We start from the raw sequence: 18,151 nt of genomic DNA, 5'->3' as shown, positions 1-18,151 counted from the left end.
CCCGCATGCGGGACCGCATCGGCACCTTCCTCGTCAGCGGACTCCGCGGGCGTGACTGGGCGACGCCCGTCGTGCTCGCCGCGACGCTGTTCCTGCTCCTCGCGTCGGTGGCGCGCAGCTTCTCGGGGCTGCCCCTGAGCAGCGCCGACGAACCGGCGCACGTCGACTACGCCCTGCGGGTCTGGCACGGGCAGCTGCCGCAGCTGCTCGACGGCGTCCGGTTCCGGCCGGGATTCGGCTCGACCCCGCCGGTGCAGTGGGTCGCGCAGCACCCGCCGCTCTTCTACCTCCTGCTCGCCCCGGTCGTCGGACCGCTCGTCGACACCGGCCACCCCCTGCAGGCGGTGCTCGCCGCGCGGCTCGTCGACGCCGTGATCGTCGCCCTCGTGGTGCCCGCCGCAGCGTGGGCCGCGGCACGGTGCTTCCCCGGTGCACGACGGCTGCCGGCCACCGTCGCCGTCGTCGCCGCGTCCACGCCGCTCCTGGTCGTGCAGGGCGGCGTCGTCTACAACGACGCACTGTCCGCCCTCGTCGGGGTCCTCGGCTGCGGCGTCGCCGGCGCGGCCCTGCGGTCCGGCGTGACGACGCGGCTCCTCGTCGGTGGGTCCCTGGTGGCCGCCGCCGGCATGACCACGCGGCTGTCCTTCGCCCTCTGGTTCGTCGCGATCGTGGTGGCGTTCGTGTTCGCGCGGTCGATCCGCGTCCCGCGCCTGCGCGGGGTGTGGGGGCGGGTGCTCGTCGCACTGGGCCCGGTGGTCGCCGCCGCGGCCGCGTCAGGCTGGTTCTACGTCCGGAACGAGATCCTGACCGGGAGCTTCAGCGGTCGCCCGAAGCCGTGGCCCGGCTCGACGCCCCGGCCCAAGATCCCCGAGTCGGTCGTCGTCCGCACGAAGGGTTTCTGGCAGCAGCTCGGGGCGGTGTACCGCGGCGCGCTCGACGTCAACGGCGCGCTGCCGTGGGTCCTGCTGCTCGTCCCCGTGGTGCTCGCACTGCTCGGACTCGTGCTCGTCGCGGTGGTCGTCGTCCGGCGTCGGCTGACGGCAGCCGCGCAGGTGTCCGACGGCGAGGGCTGGCCCAGGGCGCTCGTGGTGGCGATGTTCGTCGCGGTGCTGGTGCTCTACGTCGTCGTGGAGATCCGGTACGTCGCGGGCGGCGGAGCCCCCAACAGTCGCTACACGCTCGGCGTCCTGATGCCGGTGCTGCTCGCCGTCGCGGCAGGGCTCCGGTGCGTCCAGCGCGCGGCGATCGTCCTCGTCCCGGCCTGGTCGCTGACCGCCGCGGTCGCGATCTGGTCCCTGTTCGACGACGCCGGCAACACCCTGGTGGCGCACTCCGGCACCGTCGTCGTCGGCGCGTCCGTCGCGGCCGGCGTCCTCGGGGTGGTGACCCTCGTGCTCTTCGTCGTCGGTGAGCTCCTGACGGTGTGGTCGCGCGGTGGGACCGACGAGGCGGTCGGGACTCAGCGCATCGCGGCCCGGAGCACGGCGCGGTAGCGCTCGCCGATCCGCTCCGTGGAGAACTCGGCGGCGGACGCCGCTGCGCGCTCCCGGTAGCGAGCACGCGCCGTGCTGTCGGTCAGCAGCCGGTGGAGCGCTGCGCGGAGTGCGGGCACGTCACCCGGGGCGACCAGCAGGCCCGAATCGTCGTCGCTCACCACGTCGCGGATGCCGGGGAGGTCACTCGCGACGATCGCCGAACCGACGGCGGCGGCCTCGAGCAGCGTCACCGGGAGCCCCTCCTGGTCGCCGTTCACCGCCGGGATCGACGGGACCGCGACGACCGTGGCCGAGGCGAGCGTGTCGAGGACCTCGGTGCGGCCGCGCTGACCGGTGAACGCGACGGGGAGCCCGGTGGCCTGCCGTTCGAGCTGGGCGCGGTACGGGCCGTCGCCGACGACGGTGAGCCGCCACGGGACGTCCTCGCCGAGTCCACGGAGCGCCTCGATGAGGTTGCCGAAGCCCTTCTTCTCGACGAGCCGACCGACGGCCACCACGTGGTGCTCCTGCGGCGCGGTCCGGGCGCGGGCAGCGCGGGCGGGCTCGAGGTCGACGCCCATCGGGATCACGGTCGAGCGGTCCTCGGGCACACCCCACTCGGTGAGGCGGTCGCGCATCTCGGAGTTCACGGTCGTGACGTGGGCGGCGCGGCCGAAGATCCAGCGCTTCAGCCGCACCAGCGGTGCCGCGCGCAGGGCGTAGATGTCCCCGCCGTGCGTCGTGACGACGAGCGGGACCCCGGGGGCGGCGAGGGTCGCGACGAGCCCCTGGGGGATCGCCCAGTGGGCGTGGATGACGTCCGGCCGCCCGGACCGCACGGCGGCGCGCACGGCGCGGTACTGCGCGAGCACGAGCGCCGGGACCTGGACCAGACGCGTCCGCTGCTCCTTGAGGTTGTCGAGGATGGCACCGTCGGCGAGGTCCTCGAAGGCCTTCGGGAAGTACGGGAACCGGCGGACGTGCACGGCGCCGATCTCCTCGCGTGCCGCTCCGTCCGGCACCCGGGGCGTGAGGACGAGCGTGTCGAACTCGGTCGCCTCCTGGTGGGCGAGGTCGAGCACGAACGCGGGGACCCCGTCGTCCGGACGCGCCGGGAAGGTCGATCCGAGGACGAGCAGACGGGGACGTGAGCTGCGGGACAAGGCTGCCTTTCCGAGGTCGTGCCGGGCGGGACCGGTAGGCTCTCGACCCGTGCGCGTACTGATCCACAATAGCGATTCGCCCCACAACCGAGGCGACCGGGCGATCCTCGCCGGGAACGTCGAGCTCGTCCGCCGCCGGTGGCCCGACGCCGAGATCGTCTCGCTCTCGCAGTACCCCGAGCGGGACGGCGCCTGGTTCGGGATCCGGTTCCTGCCGGTGTCGCCGTACAGCACCGGGATCGGCGACCTCGTCTCCCTGCTGCGCGCGGCCCGCGGCGCGGACGTCGTCCTCTGGGGCGGCGGCGAGATCCTCAAGGACTACACGAACAAGCTCGGCCTCGTGTACTGGTTCGGCAAGATGCTGCTCGTCCGCGCGGTCAACCGGAACCTCGTCGGGGCGTTCCAGGGCATCGGGCCGACCTCGGCGGGCGTCAGCAAGCGCCTCATCCGCGCGACGGTCGACCTCTGCCGGTCCTTCGCGGTGCGTGACGACGAGTCCCGCGAGAAGCTCCTCGCCTGGGGCGTCCGCACCCCCGTCGTCTCCTCGTTCGACCCCGCGGTCGTCGGCACGGTCACGGAGCCCGACGCGGACGTCCTCGAACGGCTCGAGCGGTCCACCGGGCTCACCGCCGATCGGCTCGAGGGCTCGATCGGCTTCGGCGTCCGCCGCTGGTTCCACTACAAGCGCAGCGGGTGGATCCCGTTCCGCTTCCTGCCGAAGCGGTTCCGTCAGACCGGGGTGGACAGCGACCGCCTCGTGACCTACCGGCAGGCGCTCGCCGACCTGGCCGACCGGCAGGTCGAGCGCTGGGACGCCGACGTCGTCTTCTACCCGATGCACATGGAGGCGTCCGAGGGTGACGCCGCCTTCGCCCGCGAGGTCATCGCGCTCATGCGGCACCGCGACCGCACGCACGTCGTCGAGGCCGACGTGTTCTCCCCGTCGGAGTACGCCGGCCTCATGTCGCGCAGCCGGCTGTTCCTCGCGAGCCGACTCCACTCCGCGATCGTCGGCACCATCGCGGGCGTCCCCGCCGCCGTCCTCTACTACGTCGACAAGGGCCGGCTGTTCTTCGAGCAGATGGGTCAGCAGGCCTACTCGAAGCCGATCGAGTCGGCGCTCGAGCCGGGCTTCGTCGACGACGTCACCGCCCTCCTCGAGGACCTCGACGCGCAGCGCGACACCGTCACGGCGCAGCTCGCGGAGGGCGTCGCGTCGATGGCGACGCGCCTCGACGCGGACTTCGCAGCGGCGACGCGCGGGATCGAGTCCCGTACCGGTCGCTGACGCGACCACGACGGACGGGAGGCGCGGTGCCAGCCGGCACCGCGCCTCCCGTCCGTCGTCCCGCCCGTCCGCACGGCGACGCGGGTCAGTCGCGCCGGGTCGCCATCTTCTTGAGGTTCGTCATCGTGCTGCGGTAGACGTCCTGGTCACCGGGGAGCGGTCCGCTCGACGCCCACTGCCAGAACGAGTAGTTCTTCCAGCTGTTGCCGACCGTGCCCGGGTTGGTGAAGTCCTTCACCGGGTAGAGCGCCACGAACAGCGGGTTGTCCTGGAACTGGCTGCTGTTGTTCGTGCAGCGCTTCCACCAGTCCGTCGTCGTGTAGATCAGCGGGTAGCGCCCGATCTTCTTGTGGACCGTGTTCGAGAAGTCCTTGATCCAGCTCCGCATGTCCGCCCACGACTTCCCGTAGCAGACGCCCTGTGCGGCGCTGCCGTACTCGATGTCGAGCAGCGGCGGCAACGTGAGGCCGTCGGCGCTCCACCCGCCGCCGTTCGCGAAGAAGAAGTTCGCGGTCGCGGCACCGCTCGCCTGGCTGGGCTGCGCGTAGACGTAGCCGCCGCGGATGATGTTGCGCGTGCGTGCGGTGGCGTAGTGCTCCTTGTACACCGGGCTGACGTAGGAGACGCCCTCCGTCGCCTTGATGTACGCGAACCGGGCCCCCGCGTTGTACGCGTTGCGGAAGTTCACGTTCGGCTGCCAGGCACTGATGTCGAAGCCCTGGATCTTGCCGGGGGGCGGACCGCCGGCGGTCGCGGCCTGCGCGGTCGCCTGCGTACGTGCGCCCGCGGCCGAGGACGCCTGCGGCACGACCGTCGTGAGTTCCCGCTCCCCGGCGAAGCGGGCGATGCCGGCCCCCATCTGGTGGTTGCCGGTGCGGTCCATCTCGGCGATCGACGTCGTCGTGTCGGTGGATCCCGGCGTCGGCGTGGCGACGCGCTCGGGTGTCGGCGTGCTGCCGCCGCTCGTCGTCGGCGTGCTGAGCCCGCTCGGCGTCGGCGTCGGGGTCGGCGTCTCGGCGTGTGCCTGACCGGTCCCGAGCACGAGTGCCCCGGCCACGACCGCAGCCACCCCGATGCCGATCGACCTGCTCCTGGTGGCGCGCATGCTGCCCACCCTCCTCGTCGAGTCGGCGCAGGGCCCTGTCATCCCCGCGCCACGTCCGAGCGATGCTACCCGACACGTGACGGTGATCCCGGTGGACAGCGCACCGCGACCTCCGCTGGTGAGGAGAGCGCCGCGCGGATGCGAAGATGGCTGACGTGACCGTGACGACGCCAGCCGCCCGCGAAGCGCTCGACCTCCACTTCGAGCGGCACCACGAGCGCACGACCAGTCGTCTCCGCACGGTGCTCGTGTTCGTGTCGATGGCCGTCGTCCTCCTCGTCGGCACCGGACTCACCGCGGCCGTCGGGTACCACCAGCGGCTCGGCGTCACGAACGTCGACGGCATCTCGTACATGTCGATCGCGCGCGACTACGCGCACGGGTGGTTCGGGGACGCGGTCAACGCCTACTGGTCGCCGATGGTGTCCTGGCTCATGGCGCCGCTCATCGCCGCCGGGGTCGGGCTGCCGTCCGCGTTCCTCGTGGTCAACCTCTCGGCCGCGACCGTCGTGCTCGGTGTCGGCGCGTGGGTCGTCTGGTCGCAGGTCCACCGGGTCGTGCCGGCGCTCGTCTACATGGTCGCGGCGACGCCCGCGCTGATGGCGACAGTGTCGGTCCAGACCCCCGACCTCCTCGTGGTCGCGTGGGTCGTGGTCTGGCTCTGGGCCCTCCGCTGGGCCGACCGCGTCCGGACCGGCTCGCTCCGGATCCGCATCGTCGCCGGCGTCGTCCTCGGCATCGCGATCGCCGCCGGCTACTTCGTCAAGCTGTTCCTCGTCCCGGTGGTGATCGGCTCGTTCGTCGTCTGGATGCTCCTCCGCGCCTGGTCCGCCGCACGACGTCGCGAGCCGGCGTTCCGCTGGTGGCCGACCGCGGCGACGGCCGTGGTCGTGGCGGTGGTCCTGGCGGCTCCCTGGGTGGGCGCGCTCACGCACAAGTACGGGTACCCGACGCTCGGGTCGTCGCTCGACGTGAACATCAGTTCGAAGTTCGACGCCGGCTCGCGGTCGGGGGACTGGCCCTGGCTCCCGGTGCCGCCGAACCCGCACGCGGTCACCGCGAACGAGGACTTCACGAAGTCGGTCTACATGCAGGGCGTCGCGGAGAACCCCGACCCGAGCGCGTCGCCGGCCCCGACCGCGTCCGACCCGTCGGCCGACGCGGCACCGACCGTGACGAAGGAATCCGGGATCCTCGCCCGCGCGCAGTACTACGTCGAGCAGCGGGTCTTCGCCTTCCCCTTCTACCTCAACCGCATCGCCTCGTTCGCGCCCTTCGCGGTGCCGATCGGTCTCCTCTTCACGGCGGCCCTCGTCGTCGGGGTCGTCCGCTTCCGCCGGTACGCGTTCGCCTGCCTCACGGCCGCGACCACGCTCGTCTACTTCGTCGGGTACGCCCTCATCACGTCGTCCTCGAGCGGCGGCGGCAACCCGCGGTACTACTGGCCGCTGTTCTACCTCTCGACCCTCCTCGCCGCGCTCATGCTGCCGACGGTGTGGCGGTTCGTCCGGCGGCGCGGCGTGGTCCGGATCGTGGTCGCCTGCGTCGGGATCGCCGTCGTCCCGCTCGCGTCGTTCTCGCAGAACTGGTTGGGGCACCCCGCGCCGTTCATCGCGTCGGTGGCGAGTGCCCAGCCGCTCGACGTGACCGGACCGACGCAGGTCCCCGAACTGGTCCGGCTCGCGGACGAGATCACCGCGAGCGGCGTGCTGCCGCGCGGCTCGAACGTCGTCGGGACGAACACGCGCGGACTCGCCTCGCTCGCCTTCCTGACGGACACCCGCATGTTCGGCCGCTCGGGGCAGGGCTACAACTACACGTCGGCGGCGCAGCGCGCCGTCTTCCGCGAGCAGGGCATCGAGTACTTCTTCCAGTACGACCCCGCGGAGCGTGCGGAGCGCGACTACTCGCAGGCGGGCACGCTCGTCGGCACCTTCACCGCGGACATCCCGTGCACGGGCGACTCCGCCAGCGACCGCACGCGTGCGTGCCGCGTCGAGATCATCAAGCTCGATCGCTGAGCGTCACCGTGGGCTCGCACGGCGGGACCTCCGCTGACGGCGACTACCATGTCGTGAGCCCCGACCGCAGGAGAACCGTTTGTCCGACAGCACCAGCAGCGACGCCCCCGCACCCGAGGGGAAGCGTCGGCCCGGCCTCCGCCGGTTCCTCACGAAGGCGATCCCGATCGCGTTCTACGTGCTGCTCGCGGTGTTCCTCGTCCTGTACGTCCGCAGTGTCGACTGGGCGCAACTGTCCGGCGTCCGGTGGAACTGGGGGTGGGTGGCCGTCGCGACGCTCATCAGCCTCGGCTTCCGGTACTGGGGCGTCGGGATCTGGTTCTACCTGCTCCGCCGACTCGGCGCGACCGGGCTCAAGGGCAGCGGCGTCACGTTGACCTACGTGTACGCGAAGTCCTGGATGGGCCGCTACATCCCGGGTGCCGCGACGTGGATCATCGGGAAGGTCTACTTCGCGTCGAAGCACGGTGTGTCCAAAGCCCGCCTCGGCGTCAGCGGGCTGCTCGAGGGGGCCCTGCAGATCGCCGCGACCCTCGCGCTCGCCCTCGTCCTCCTGCTCGTCGACCCCCGGACGCACAACCTGGACGGGTGGCTCATCGCGCTCATGATCGCCGCGTTCGTCGGGTGCGTCGTGTGTCTCGTCCCGCAGGTCTTCGTCTGGCTCATCGGGCTCGCGCTGAAGATCCTGCGTCGCAAGCCGCTCGAGGACGACGTGCGACCCGGGCTCGGCACCGTGCTCGGCGGCGCCGGGCTGTACGTCGCGGGCGCGATCCTGTCGGGCAGCGCCTACTACTTCATCACCCTCGCGGTGTACCCGTCACTCAAGGGCACCGACGCGGCCTTCGTCATCGGTGCCGCGAGCATGGCGTCGGCGATCAGCATGCTCGCCGTGTTCGCGCCCGGGGGCCTCGGCGTGCGTGAGGGTGTGCAGGCACTGCTGCTCTCGCTCGTGATGCCGCCGTCGATCGCCCTCGTCGTCGTGGTCGTGACGCGCGTCTGGAGCCTCGGGGTCGACGCGCTGTTCCTGCTCTGCGCGGCGGTGCCGACCTGGTTCGGTCGCGGACGACCCACCGACGACGCGTCGGTGGTGCACGACGGGGCACCGGCGGCCTGACGGCGGGGCACCGTGGTCCGCCGGCACGCGACTGCGGACGTGGCGACCCCGTCCTCGTCACGCTCCGGCGGCCCGCCCGGGTCACGTTCCTGCGGCATGACGGCGTGACGGCCCCGCCTGCGTCAGGCCGTGACGGCCCCCGCCTGCGTCAGGCCCCCACGGCCGCTGTCCGACGGGCACCGGCGCGCGCGACGAGCACCACCGACCACACCATCCCGGCGCAGGCCAGGACGACGAGCGCGACGAGCACCACCGCAGGCACCGGCCCGACCTCGGTCCACCGCAGGAGCCCCCGGCCCGTGACCGGGAACACCGCCGCGTTCCAGAACCACGCCGCCGCCACCGCGAACCCGTAGACCCCGAGCCCGGGCAGCAGGACGGCGAGGACCGTCGCCGCGACGGCACGGGGTCGTCCCGCGGGCACGAGCCGACGCCACGCGACCGCGCTCAGCACGACGAGGCAGACGATCGCGGGGAAGTAGTACCGGCCCTGCGTCGCCGCGACCTCGGTGGTCGTCAGGTACGAGTGTGCGCTCGTGCGGTTCTGGATGCCGATGAGCAGCGCGGGGAACACCGCCAGACAGAGCACCGCGCGGAGCTCGGGCCCCCGCCGGAACGCCCAACCGACGAGCACCACGAGGACGACGACGGTGACGACGGCGGTCAGGAGGTCGCCGATGCTCACCTGCGCCCGCGCACCGAAGCTGCCCCAGAAGGTCCGGGTGAGGGTGCCCCAGCTGACGTCGAGGAAGTGCCCGAGCGTCGGGTGCTCACCCGGGGGGAAGTCCTTCGGCGGCCGCATCGCCGTGTAGCCGTTCGGTTGGACCCGGCCGTACGCGACGACGTTGTGCACCCACCACCACGCGCCGATCGCCCCGGTGACGCCGAGCACCACCACCGTGCGGAGGACGCGCGCGCCCCAGCCGAGCACCCCGGCGCCGGCGAACAGCACCACGACGCCCACGAACGGCACCGCGGGCAGCCCCGTCCCCTTGACCCACACGAGCGCCCCGAGCGCCACGGCGAGCCCGAGGGCGGTCCGCCAGCGGAGGTCACCCGTGAGCAGTCGCGTCGCGAGGAGCACCGTCACGCCCGCGAGCAGCAGGACGGGGGCGTCGTTCGACACCGAGGACCCGATCGACGCGAGCTCGGGGGAGGCGAACACCGCGAGGCCGCCGACGAGGGCGGCACGGGGCGACCGGGTGACGCGACGCACCGCCGCCCACGCGAGCAACGGCAGCGCGGTGACCATCGCCACGTCGGCGAACCGCAGCGCGAGGAAGGCGTGGTCCCACCGCAGGTCGCCGTAGTGGACGGCCCGCAGGACCGCCGCACCCACCAGGTACGCGGTCGGCGGGTGCTGGGTCATCTGGTTGACGGTCGTCGACGGTCCCGGGAACGTCCGGAGCAGCTCGGTGACCGTCGCCCACTCGTCGGAGGGCTGGGTCGCCTGCTGCTGTTTCGCGACGAGGACCGCCTGCGTGACCATGAGGTCGCCGGGTGCCGCCCACGCATCACCGAGCGCGAGGTGCACGGCAGCGTCGATGTGCGCCGTCTCGTCCGGCGCCTGGAACACCGGGACGAGCAGGGCCCACGCAGCGAGCCACAGACCGAAGGTGGCCGTCACGACCGCGATCGCGACCCGCTCCCAGCGTGCGACGGCGGGTGGGCGGTCCTCGGGGGTCACGGTTCCGATGCTACGGGGCGACCTCGGTGCGGACGGGGTCCGTGACCGGTGCGGCGGTGCGCTCGGGGTGGTACACCCACACCTTGTAGAGCCAGAAGCGGAAGACCGTGCCGAGCCCGAGGCCGATGATGTTCGCGACGTTGTCCGCGAGCGCCGAGGTCAGCCCCATCGCGTAGTGCGAGACGCCGAGGGTCGCGAGCGCGATCACCATGCCGCCGAGCGACACGACCACGAACTCGATGCCCTCCCGCGTCGCGACGGCACGGCGCTGGTCGCGGAAGGTCCAGTACCGGTTGCCCATCCAGTTCACGAAGATCGCGACGACGGTCGAGATCACCTTCGCCCAGAACGGGCCCGAGTGGATGTCCGCCGGATCGAGGACCGTGAACCGCAGCAGGTTGAACACCGCGGTGTCGACCACGAAGCCCACGGCACCGACCACCCCGAAGCGGGCGAGCTGGGCGATGAGTCGGCGCACGGTGTCTCCAGGGTCCGTAGAGTTGTCACGGGCCGCCCAGCGGACGGCCCGGAGGTCGATTCTAGACAGAGCGCTCGGCCGGTTCGGTGAGAGCGACGGAGGGAACACACAGCATGGCGTTGCGGGTCGGGGTCATCGGCGGGGGACAGCTGGCACGGATGATGGTGCCGGCGGCACTGGAACTGGGCATCGACATCCGCGTGCTCGCCGAGGGGCCGGGCATGTCGGCCGGCATCGCGGCGACGGCCGAGGGTGACTACCACGACGCCGAGACGGTCCTCGCGTTCGCACGGGACGTGGACGTCGTCACCTTCGACCACGAGCACGTCCCGCAGGACGTCCTCCGCGCGCTCGTCGACGCGGGTGTCGCCGTCCGGCCCGGCCCGGAGCCGCTCGCCGTGGCCCAGGACAAGATCACGATGCGACGTCGACTGTCCGAGCTCGGCCTGCCCGTGCCGGACTGGGCCGCCGTGCACGATCCCGACGAGCTCCGCGCCTTCCTCGACGACCACGGCGGCCGCGCCGTGGTGAAGACCGCCCGCGGTGGCTACGACGGCAAGGGCGTCCGCGTCGTCGCGGACCCGTCCGAGGTCGAGGACTGGTTCATCGCCGTCGCGGAGGCCGGTGACGGGCAGGCGCTCCTGGTGGAGGAGCTCGTCCCGTTCACGCGCGAGCTCGCGCAGTCGGTCGCCCGGCGTCCCTCCGGCGAGGTGGTCGCGTGGCCGCTCGTCGAGACCGTGCAGCAGGACGGGGTCTGCGCCGAGGTGTTCGCACCGGCGTCGGACAGCGCCGGACGCATCGCGGACCTGACCGAGGAGATCGCGGTGCGCATCGCCGAGGAACTCGGCGTGACCGGCGTCCTCGCGGTCGAACTGTTCCAGACGTCCGACGAGCGGATCCTCATCAACGAGCTCGCGATGCGGCCGCACAACACCGGGCACTGGACGATCGACGGTGCCACGACGAGCCAGTTCGAGCAGCACCTCCGCGCCGTGCTCGACCTGCCCCTCGGCGCGACGGGCATGCACGCGCCCGCCGCGGTCATGATCAACGTGCTCGGGGGCCCGGCGGACGGCGACCTCGCCGCCCGGTACCCGGGGGCGCTCGCCGCCTTCCCGGAGGCGAAGTACCACTTCTACGGCAAGGCGCCGAGGCCGGGTCGGAAGATCGGACACGTCACCGTCGTCGGTGACGACGTCGACGACGTCGTGTACCGGGCGCGCGCCGCAGCGGCGCACTTCGACGACTGAGGATCGCGCGGAGCGACCAGGAGACGGCCAGGAGGCTCGGGGCGGGCCCGCCACGCGCCTCCAGGCCGTCTCCGAGCCGGTCCGCAGAAGTGCGGACACCCGCTCGGGTGGCACCCGATCTGGCGTGTGTCGGCATGTGCGCAGCACGTGTTGTCATGGACGCTCCGACCGGCCAGGGGGCCGGTCCGAGCACCCAGGGAGCCCGCATGCGCAGCCTCGCCGTCCTCGGCGCCGCCGCAGTCCTCACCACCGTCGTCAGCGCCGTCGGGATCCCGTCGACCGCCGACGCCGCGACGCCCACCGTCCGGAGCGCAGCGTCGACCAGTCTGTTCGCCGGCGGTCCCTACCGCTCCGCGACGAGCGAGGCCGCGAAGGCCGCTGACGCGCTCCGCAGCTCCGACCCGGACGGCGCCGCCGCGGCGGCCACCATCGCGCGGTACCCGGTGGCGATCTGGCTCGGCGACTGGACGCAGGGGACGACGCTGACGACGACCATCGACCGCGCCGTGGCAGCGGCCGAACAGGCCGGCACGACGCCCGTCTTCGTGACCTACGCCATCCCGCACCGCGACTGCGGCGGGTACTCGGCGGGCGGACTGGACGAGGCCTCGTACGACGCCTGGATCGACCAGATCGCAGCGCGTCTCACCGGGCACCGTGCGGCGGTCGTCGTCGAGCCGGACTCGCTGGCGATGCTCAGCAACGCGGCCTGCGACGCTGCCCTCGACGCGCAGCGGTACCGCATCCTCAAGCGGGCCGTCGCGACGTTCACGGCGGCGGGGGTGCCGTCGTACCTCGACGGCGGCAACTCGAACTGGGTGCCGGTCGCGACGATGGCCGAACGGTTGCGCCAGGCGGGCGTGACCACCGCGCGCGGGTTCTCCACCAACGTCGCGAACTACTACCCGACCGCGCAGGAGCAGGCGTACGCGCAGAAGCTGTCCGCGGCGACGGACGGCTCGCACTACGTCATCGACACCTCGCGCAACGGGCAGGGATGGCGCGGGACGTGGTGCAACGGGCCCGGAGCCGGACTCGGTGCAGCACCGCGGGTCGTCGCGGACGGCACCGCCCTCGACGCGCTGCTCTGGGTGAAGACCCCCGGAGCGAGCGACGGCACGTGCAACGGCGGACCGGCAGCAGGGAAGTGGTACCCGTCCTTCGCGCGGACGCTCGTGGCGGAGGCGCAGCTCGGGTCGCCAGCGGTCCAGCCGGCCCGGGCGTTCCGGGCCGATCCGTACGTGTCCCTCGAGCGCGCCGTGCCGGCGGCCGGGGGCGTCGCCGTGACCGGATGGGCGTTCGACGGTGACGCGCCGGACACCGCGCTCGGCGTGTCCCTCACGCTCGACGGTCGCTCCGTGCGGACGGTCACCGCAGACACGGCACGCGCGGACGTCGCGGCGCAGTGGGGCGTCGGCGGCTCCCACGGGTTCACCGGGGTCGTGCCCACGACGCCCGGGAAGCACACCGTCTGCGCCGTGGCCCGCAACACCGGCAGCGGGGCGGACCGTCGATCGGACCCGTGCCGCACGGTCAGCGTCGCGGCGGCGGCACCGACCGGTCGCGTCGACGCGGTCTCGTCGCCGAGTCACCGCCGGGTCGCCGTCCGTGGCTGGGCGTTCGACCGCGACGACACCGGACGCGCGGTCCGCGTCCGGGTCACGGCCGACGGCCGGCAGGTCGGCACGTCCACCGCGGGTGGTCGTCGAACCGACGTCGACCGGGCGCACGGCGTCGGACCGTCGCACGGCATGGCCGTCACAGCGGTCGTGGCGTCGGGGAAGCGGAAGGTCTGCGTCGTCGCGGTCGGCATCGGATCCGGCGGGGACCGATCGCTCGGCTGCCGGACCGTGACGGTGCGGTAGCTGCCGCAGCCCGTGACGGCCGCCGCTCGGGTCGGCCGCCGCTCGGGTCGGCCGCTGTTCGGGTCGGCCGCTGCTCGGGTCCGCCGCTGTTCGGGTCGGCCGCTGTTCGGGTCCGCTGCTGCTCGGTTCCGTTGCGGGCCGCGCTGGTGCGTCACGCTTCCGGGCGTCCCGTGCGGGATCATGGACGCATGCCGCGTGATCTCGTCCGTCGTGCCGCCCGCCGCCTCCGCCGTGCACTGCACGCCGGAGCGACGGCCCCCGCCGCCGACCCCGCGCCGCTGCCCGTCGTCGGGTACGTCGTCGCGGGCACGGACGGTGCACACCCGGCGTCCGCGCACGTGCGGGTGGTCCGCCGCACCGAGCAGCTCGCAGCCTCGGGCGGGGCGGTCGTCCGGCAGGTCGACCCCGTGGCGTTCGTCGCTGGGACGGACGGTGCGGACGTCGACGTCGTGCTGGTCCAGCGGGACATCCTGCCGCGGGCCGTGGTGCCGCCGTTCCTCGAGACTGCGCGGCGCCGGGGGGTCCGCGTCGTCGCCGAGGTCGACGACGACTTCTTCACCGACTCCGGCCGGGAGCGGCTCGCCCGCGCCGAGTACGACCCGGACCGGCTCGCCTCGATCGACGCCCTCGTCCGGGGCGCCGACGTCGTCGTGGTCAGCACGGCGGAGCTCGCCGAGGTCGTCCGGCCCCTCGCCCGCGAGACCGTGGTCGTCCGGAACGCACTCGACCCCACGCTGTGGGCACCGGGGGAGCCGGCCGCGGACGACGACCTCCCCGTGGGCGAGCACCGTGTCCTCTACATGGGCACGCTCACCCACGCCGCCGACCTCGAGCTCCTGCGGGACGTGTTCACCGACCTCGTCGCGTCCGACGGGCTGCCGATCCGGCTCGAGGTGATCGGCGTGGCGGAGGGCGAGGCGGACTGGTACCGCCGGGTCGAGGTGCCGGACGGCCACTACCCGGCGTTCGCCCGCTGGTTGGTCGACCACCGGCAGCGCTGGCGTGCCGGTGTCGCACCACTGCGTGACGAGGTGTTCAACCGCGCCAAGAGCGACCTCAAGGCCATCGAGTACGTCGCCCTCGGGCTGCCCGCCGTCGTGTCCGACCGTCCCTCGTACGCCGTGGCCGCGGCCCACGGCGTGGTGGCCGTGCCCGACGACCCCGCTGCGTGGCGGACGGCACTCGTGGCCGCGGTCGACCGTGGCGAGGCCGACCCCGAGGCCGCTGCCTGGGTCGCCCGTGAGCGGATGATCGGTGCGGACGGCGACGCCTGGCGTCGAGTGCTGCTCGGCTAGGCTCGACCCGTGACCGACACCGCAGCACCCGCCCAGCCGCTCGTCTCGATCATCATGGGGTCGGACTCCGACTGGCCCACGATGCGTGCGGCCGCGGACATGCTCACCGAGCTCGGCATCGCGTTCGAGGCCGACGTCGTGTCGGCCCACCGCACGCCGGACAAGATGACCCGGTTCGCGCGGGGCGCTGCCGACCGCGGCATCCGCGTGGTCATCGCGGGCGCCGGCGGGGCTGCGCACCTGCCCGGCATGGTCGCCTCGATGACGACCCTGCCCGTGATCGGCGTCCCCGTCCAGCTGGCGCGCCTCGACGGCCTCGACTCACTGTTGTCGATCGTGCAGATGCCGGCCGGCATCCCGGTGGCGACGATGGCGATCAACGGGGCAGCGAACGCCGGGCTGCTCGCGGCGCGGATCATCGGCAGCGGGGACCCGGCCGTGAGCGCGCGCCTCGCGGCGTACGCTGACGGGCTCGAGCAGCTCGTCGAGGAGAAGGCGGCGCGGCTCCGCGACTCGCTCTGAGCGGCTCCGGCCCCGAACCTCCGGCGGCCCACGACGGGCCCGGGCCGCGTGACCGGGTCAGTCCCGCTCGTAGACCTTGATCACGAACGCGCCGTCCTTCCACTCGTGCGCCGTGTGCCAGCTCGAGCCGATCTGGTCCTGGAGCACGCGCGGCTGGTCGGCCGTCGGCTCCCCGACGAACCAGATCCGGTCGACGTCGGACAGGTCCGGCAGCGGAGCGGTGACCGGACGACGCTGCGCCCAGAGCTCGCCGATCGACACGGCGCTGCGCTCGACGGTGAGGTCCCGCATCCCGGCGAACGCCTGCGGGTAGGACGCCTCGACGAACTCGGTCGTGCGGTTCACGTGCGAGGGCAACGGTCCGTAGTAGATCGCGTCCCGCGTCCCGGCGGGCTCGGCCGCACGCTCGCGCTGGATGAGGGCGGTCGCGGTGTCCCAGGTCGATCCGTCCTTCGCCATCGGCTGCCGTTGCGACGACCACTGCGGCGCCGAGAGCACGGCGAGGAGTGCCAGCCACAGGACCGCCGTCCGGCGCCAGGGCAGGAACGTCAGGCCCAGGGCGATCGCGATCGCGACGAGCGGCGTCTCGAAGGTGAAGTAGCGGGCGTTGTACAGCGGCCGGACGAGCACCGACGCCACGTAGATCGCGGCCGGGGGCAGCAGGATGATCGGCAGCGTGAGCTCGACAGCGGGCACCCGGTGCCGGAGCCGAGGGAGCAGCACGGCGGTGATCGCCCCGACCGCGATCGCCAGCCAGCCGACGAACGCCATCGACTTCGACCCCATGAAGAACTGCAGGATGAAGACCGGCTTGAGGATGCCCGTGCCCCAGCCCATCTTGCCCATGAAGTACAGCTGCTTGGCGGCCTCACCCGACGTCAGGTGGACGAACGGCAGCAGCAGGACGCCGACGAGCACCGTCGGGACGAGCCAACACAGCGCGGCTCGCAGGTGCGGACGCCGACCGCCGGGGCCGCCGCGCCGGACCACCCAGACCAGCAACGTGAGCGCGTGCGCGGCGAGGATGAGGACCTCGTAGATGAACAGCAGGCCGCAGAGCAGCGCCACCGCGCCGTAGAGGACCCACCAGAGCCACGCCCGGGGCCGACGTTCGACGGTCCGCTGCACCGCGATGACGAACACCAGGGTGAGGGTGACCGCGACGACGGCCGTGAAGGCGTACGAACGGCCCTCGATGCCCGCGGAGGTCACCCGCGGCAGGAGCAGGAAGACGATGCCGGCGACGATGCCGGTCCACCGTCCGGCGAGTCGCGCGCCGAGCACGACGGTCAGTGCGGCGGCGAGGCCGGTCGCGATCGCACTCGGCAGGCGGAGGGAGAAGACCGTGTAGGGAACGACCTCGAACCAGACGTGGAGCGCCGCGTAGTACAGGCCGTGCACGGCGTCGACGTTGTGGACCATGTGCCACAGCTCGGGGAGCGACCGGCGCGCGGCGCTCATCGTGGCGGCCTCGTCCGCCCACGCCGCCGGGATCCAGGACCCGATGACCGCGACCACGAACGCCGCGATGCCGATCACGACCGCCGCGGGCCAGACGCGGGGCGACCCGGCCGCGACCTCGGTTCCGTGTCCGCGTGGTCGTTCCGCTTCCGCGTCGACGACGGCCGGCGCAGGTGAAGGCATGGCAGTCCCGTTCAGGTCGGTTCAGGGTGACCGGACAACGGTAGCAGTGGCGCCGCCGGGGCCGACCGTGGCGCGGCGGTCAGAGGTCGGCGTGCAGCTGCCAGGTCTCCGCCGCGGCGTCGTTCCAGTCGAACATCCGCGCGCGGTCGGGTCCGGCGATCGCCAGGTGCGAGGCGAGCAGCGGGTCGTTCACCACCTGGTAGACGGCTTGCGCGAGCCGCTCCGGGTAGGACTCGCGCGGGTCGCGGGCGACGGTCACGCCGGCGTCCGACGCGACCTCGCTCACGGCGGCGTCGTCGGAGTGGATCACCGGTGTGCCGAAGCTCATCGCCTCGATCACCGGGAGGCCGAAGCCCTCGGCGAGGCTCGGGAACACGAACACCGTCGCACGGTCGTACGCCACGGCGAGGTCGGCGTCGTCGACCCGTCCGAGGACCTTGATCCGGTCGCGGGCGAGTCCGGCGCGTTCGGCGGTGCCGTACACGTCGACGTCGCCCCAACCGTCGGGTCCGGCGATGACGAGCGGGACGTCCTGCGGCGCATCGGGGTGGGCCATCGCCTCGATGAGGTGGACGAGGCCCTTGCGGGGCTCGAGCGTCCCCACGGCGAGGACGTAGCGCTCGGGGAGGCCGAGACGCTCGGCACGGAGGTCCGCGTCGACCGGGGTCCGGAGTCGGCCGCTCGGGGCACCGCCGATCACCCGCAGGCGGTCGTCGAACCGGTGGATCTCGTTGAGCGCGGAGGCGACCGCGTGGGTCGGTACGACGACGGCGTCGGCGTACTTGTACGCACGCTTGATCATCGCGCGGTGGAAGTGCACCCCGCGGGGTGTCAGGGTCTCCGGGTGCGTCCACGGCACGGTGTCGTGCACGGTCACGACGGTCTGCCGGCCGGGGAACTGCACGCGGTCGTGCTTCACCAGGGGCGCGAGCACGCTCGGAGCGTGCACCATCTCCTTCGCGAGACCGCCGACCATCCCGCCCTGCCAGGCGAGCGAGAGCTCGCGGCGGGGGAGCGCCAACCGCTGGAGCTCGGAGAGGCCGGGCAGCAGGGTCTCGAGGCGACGCAGTTCGTCGCCCCCGACCGCCGACACCACGGCCGCGACGTCGCAGCCTTCGGGCGCGTTCGCGATCAGGTGCCGCGTGAGCTCCTCGGCGTATCGACCGATGCCTCCGGGGACCGGGGCCACCACCTGGTCGACGACGACGTGGAGAGTGGTCATGCTGGCGTGCTCCTCGTCGTGG

14 protein-coding genes are annotated in these 18,151 nt (G+C 72.8%); 8 read left to right on the top strand and 6 right to left on the bottom strand.

The genetic code is table 11. The annotated features are described in order from the left end of the window. Positions 1 to 5 precede the first annotated feature (5 nt). Positions 6 to 1,493, top strand: coding sequence for a hypothetical protein (locus ABC270_RS13005; protein WP_412881179.1), 1,488 nt, complete (start codon positions 6 to 8; stop codon positions 1,491 to 1,493). Here ABC270_RS13005 and ABC270_RS13000 read toward each other — a convergent pair. Continuing rightward, positions 1,460 to 2,638, bottom strand: a complete 1,179-nt coding sequence (locus ABC270_RS13000) for a glycosyltransferase (RefSeq protein ID WP_412881178.1) — start codon at positions 2,636 to 2,638, stop codon at positions 1,460 to 1,462. The two genes, ABC270_RS13005 and ABC270_RS13000, sit on opposite strands and share 34 nt — an antisense overlap. 49 nt (positions 2,639 to 2,687) lie before the next feature. On the opposite strand from ABC270_RS13000, the gene ABC270_RS12995 reads away from it, so the two are divergent. Further along, the gene (locus ABC270_RS12995) at positions 2,688 to 3,926 is read left to right on the top strand and encodes a polysaccharide pyruvyl transferase family protein (RefSeq protein WP_412881177.1); all 1,239 of its coding nucleotides are present in this window, start codon (positions 2,688 to 2,690) and stop codon (positions 3,924 to 3,926) included. Positions 3,927 to 4,011: 85 nt separating this feature from the next. Here ABC270_RS12995 and ABC270_RS12990 read toward each other — a convergent pair whose 3' ends face one another. Further along, the gene (locus ABC270_RS12990) at positions 4,012 to 5,031 is read right to left on the bottom strand and encodes a GH25 family lysozyme (protein ID WP_412881176.1); all 1,020 of its coding nucleotides are present in this window, start codon (positions 5,029 to 5,031) and stop codon (positions 4,012 to 4,014) included. 146 nt (positions 5,032 to 5,177) lie between these two features. On the opposite strand from ABC270_RS12990, the gene ABC270_RS12985 reads away from it, so the two are divergent. Together ABC270_RS12985 and ABC270_RS12980 are read left to right on the top strand one after the other, a co-directional pair. Continuing rightward, positions 5,178 to 7,052 (top strand): hypothetical protein, encoded by a 1,875-nt coding sequence (locus ABC270_RS12985; RefSeq protein WP_412881175.1) that lies wholly within the window; start codon positions 5,178 to 5,180, stop codon positions 7,050 to 7,052. Positions 7,053 to 7,131: 79 nt separating this feature from the next. Continuing rightward, complete coding sequence (locus ABC270_RS12980) at positions 7,132 to 8,166, top strand: lysylphosphatidylglycerol synthase domain-containing protein (RefSeq protein ID WP_412881174.1); 1,035 nt, start codon at positions 7,132 to 7,134, stop codon at positions 8,164 to 8,166. Between the two features lie 148 nt (positions 8,167 to 8,314). Here the strand turns inward: ABC270_RS12980 and ABC270_RS12975 are convergent, their stop codons facing one another. Together ABC270_RS12975 and ABC270_RS12970 are read right to left on the bottom strand one after the other, a co-directional pair. Continuing rightward, on the bottom strand, positions 8,315 to 9,853 hold the full coding sequence (locus tag ABC270_RS12975) for an ArnT family glycosyltransferase (RefSeq protein ID WP_412881173.1): 1,539 nt from the start codon (positions 9,851 to 9,853) through the stop codon (positions 8,315 to 8,317). A gap of 10 nt (positions 9,854 to 9,863) precedes the next feature. Then, positions 9,864 to 10,331 (bottom strand): GtrA family protein, encoded by a 468-nt coding sequence (locus tag ABC270_RS12970; RefSeq protein ID WP_412881172.1) that lies wholly within the window; start codon positions 10,329 to 10,331, stop codon positions 9,864 to 9,866. A gap of 113 nt (positions 10,332 to 10,444) precedes the next feature. Between ABC270_RS12970 and ABC270_RS12965 the strand changes: the two genes are divergently transcribed. The 4 genes from ABC270_RS12965 to purE all read left to right on the top strand — a co-directional run bounded on the left by ABC270_RS12965 (position 10,445) and on the right by purE (position 15,263). Continuing rightward, positions 10,445 to 11,581, top strand: coding sequence for a 5-(carboxyamino)imidazole ribonucleotide synthase (locus ABC270_RS12965; protein ID WP_412881171.1), 1,137 nt, complete (start codon positions 10,445 to 10,447; stop codon positions 11,579 to 11,581). A gap of 206 nt (positions 11,582 to 11,787) precedes the next feature. Continuing rightward, positions 11,788 to 13,446 (top strand): glycoside hydrolase family 6 protein, encoded by a 1,659-nt coding sequence (locus tag ABC270_RS12960; RefSeq protein ID WP_412881170.1) that lies wholly within the window; start codon positions 11,788 to 11,790, stop codon positions 13,444 to 13,446. A 188-nt stretch (positions 13,447 to 13,634) separates the two neighbouring features. Then, a complete protein-coding gene (locus tag ABC270_RS12955) occupies positions 13,635 to 14,741 on the top strand; it encodes a glycosyltransferase (protein WP_412881169.1) in 1,107 nt (368 codons plus the stop codon). A gap of 54 nt (positions 14,742 to 14,795) precedes the next feature. Then, complete coding sequence (purE, locus tag ABC270_RS12950) at positions 14,796 to 15,263, top strand: 5-(carboxyamino)imidazole ribonucleotide mutase (protein WP_412882092.1); 468 nt, start codon at positions 14,796 to 14,798, stop codon at positions 15,261 to 15,263. 57 nt (positions 15,264 to 15,320) lie between these two features. Here the strand turns inward: purE and ABC270_RS12945 are convergent, their stop codons facing one another. After that, complete coding sequence (locus ABC270_RS12945; RefSeq protein WP_412881168.1) at positions 15,321 to 16,907, bottom strand: glycosyltransferase family 39 protein; 1,587 nt, start codon at positions 16,905 to 16,907, stop codon at positions 15,321 to 15,323. Between the two features lie 79 nt (positions 16,908 to 16,986). Next, on the bottom strand, positions 16,987 to 18,129 hold the full coding sequence (locus tag ABC270_RS12940) for a glycosyltransferase family 4 protein (RefSeq protein WP_412881167.1): 1,143 nt from the start codon (positions 18,127 to 18,129) through the stop codon (positions 16,987 to 16,989). Between the last annotated feature and the right edge of the window lie 22 nt (positions 18,130 to 18,151).

The sequence above is a fragment of the Curtobacterium phoenicis genome (assembly GCF_047238015.1).
In the GTDB taxonomy this organism is placed as follows: domain Bacteria; phylum Actinomycetota; class Actinomycetes; order Actinomycetales; family Microbacteriaceae; genus Curtobacterium.
This window is presented reverse-complemented; position numbering and strand designations above follow the sequence as displayed.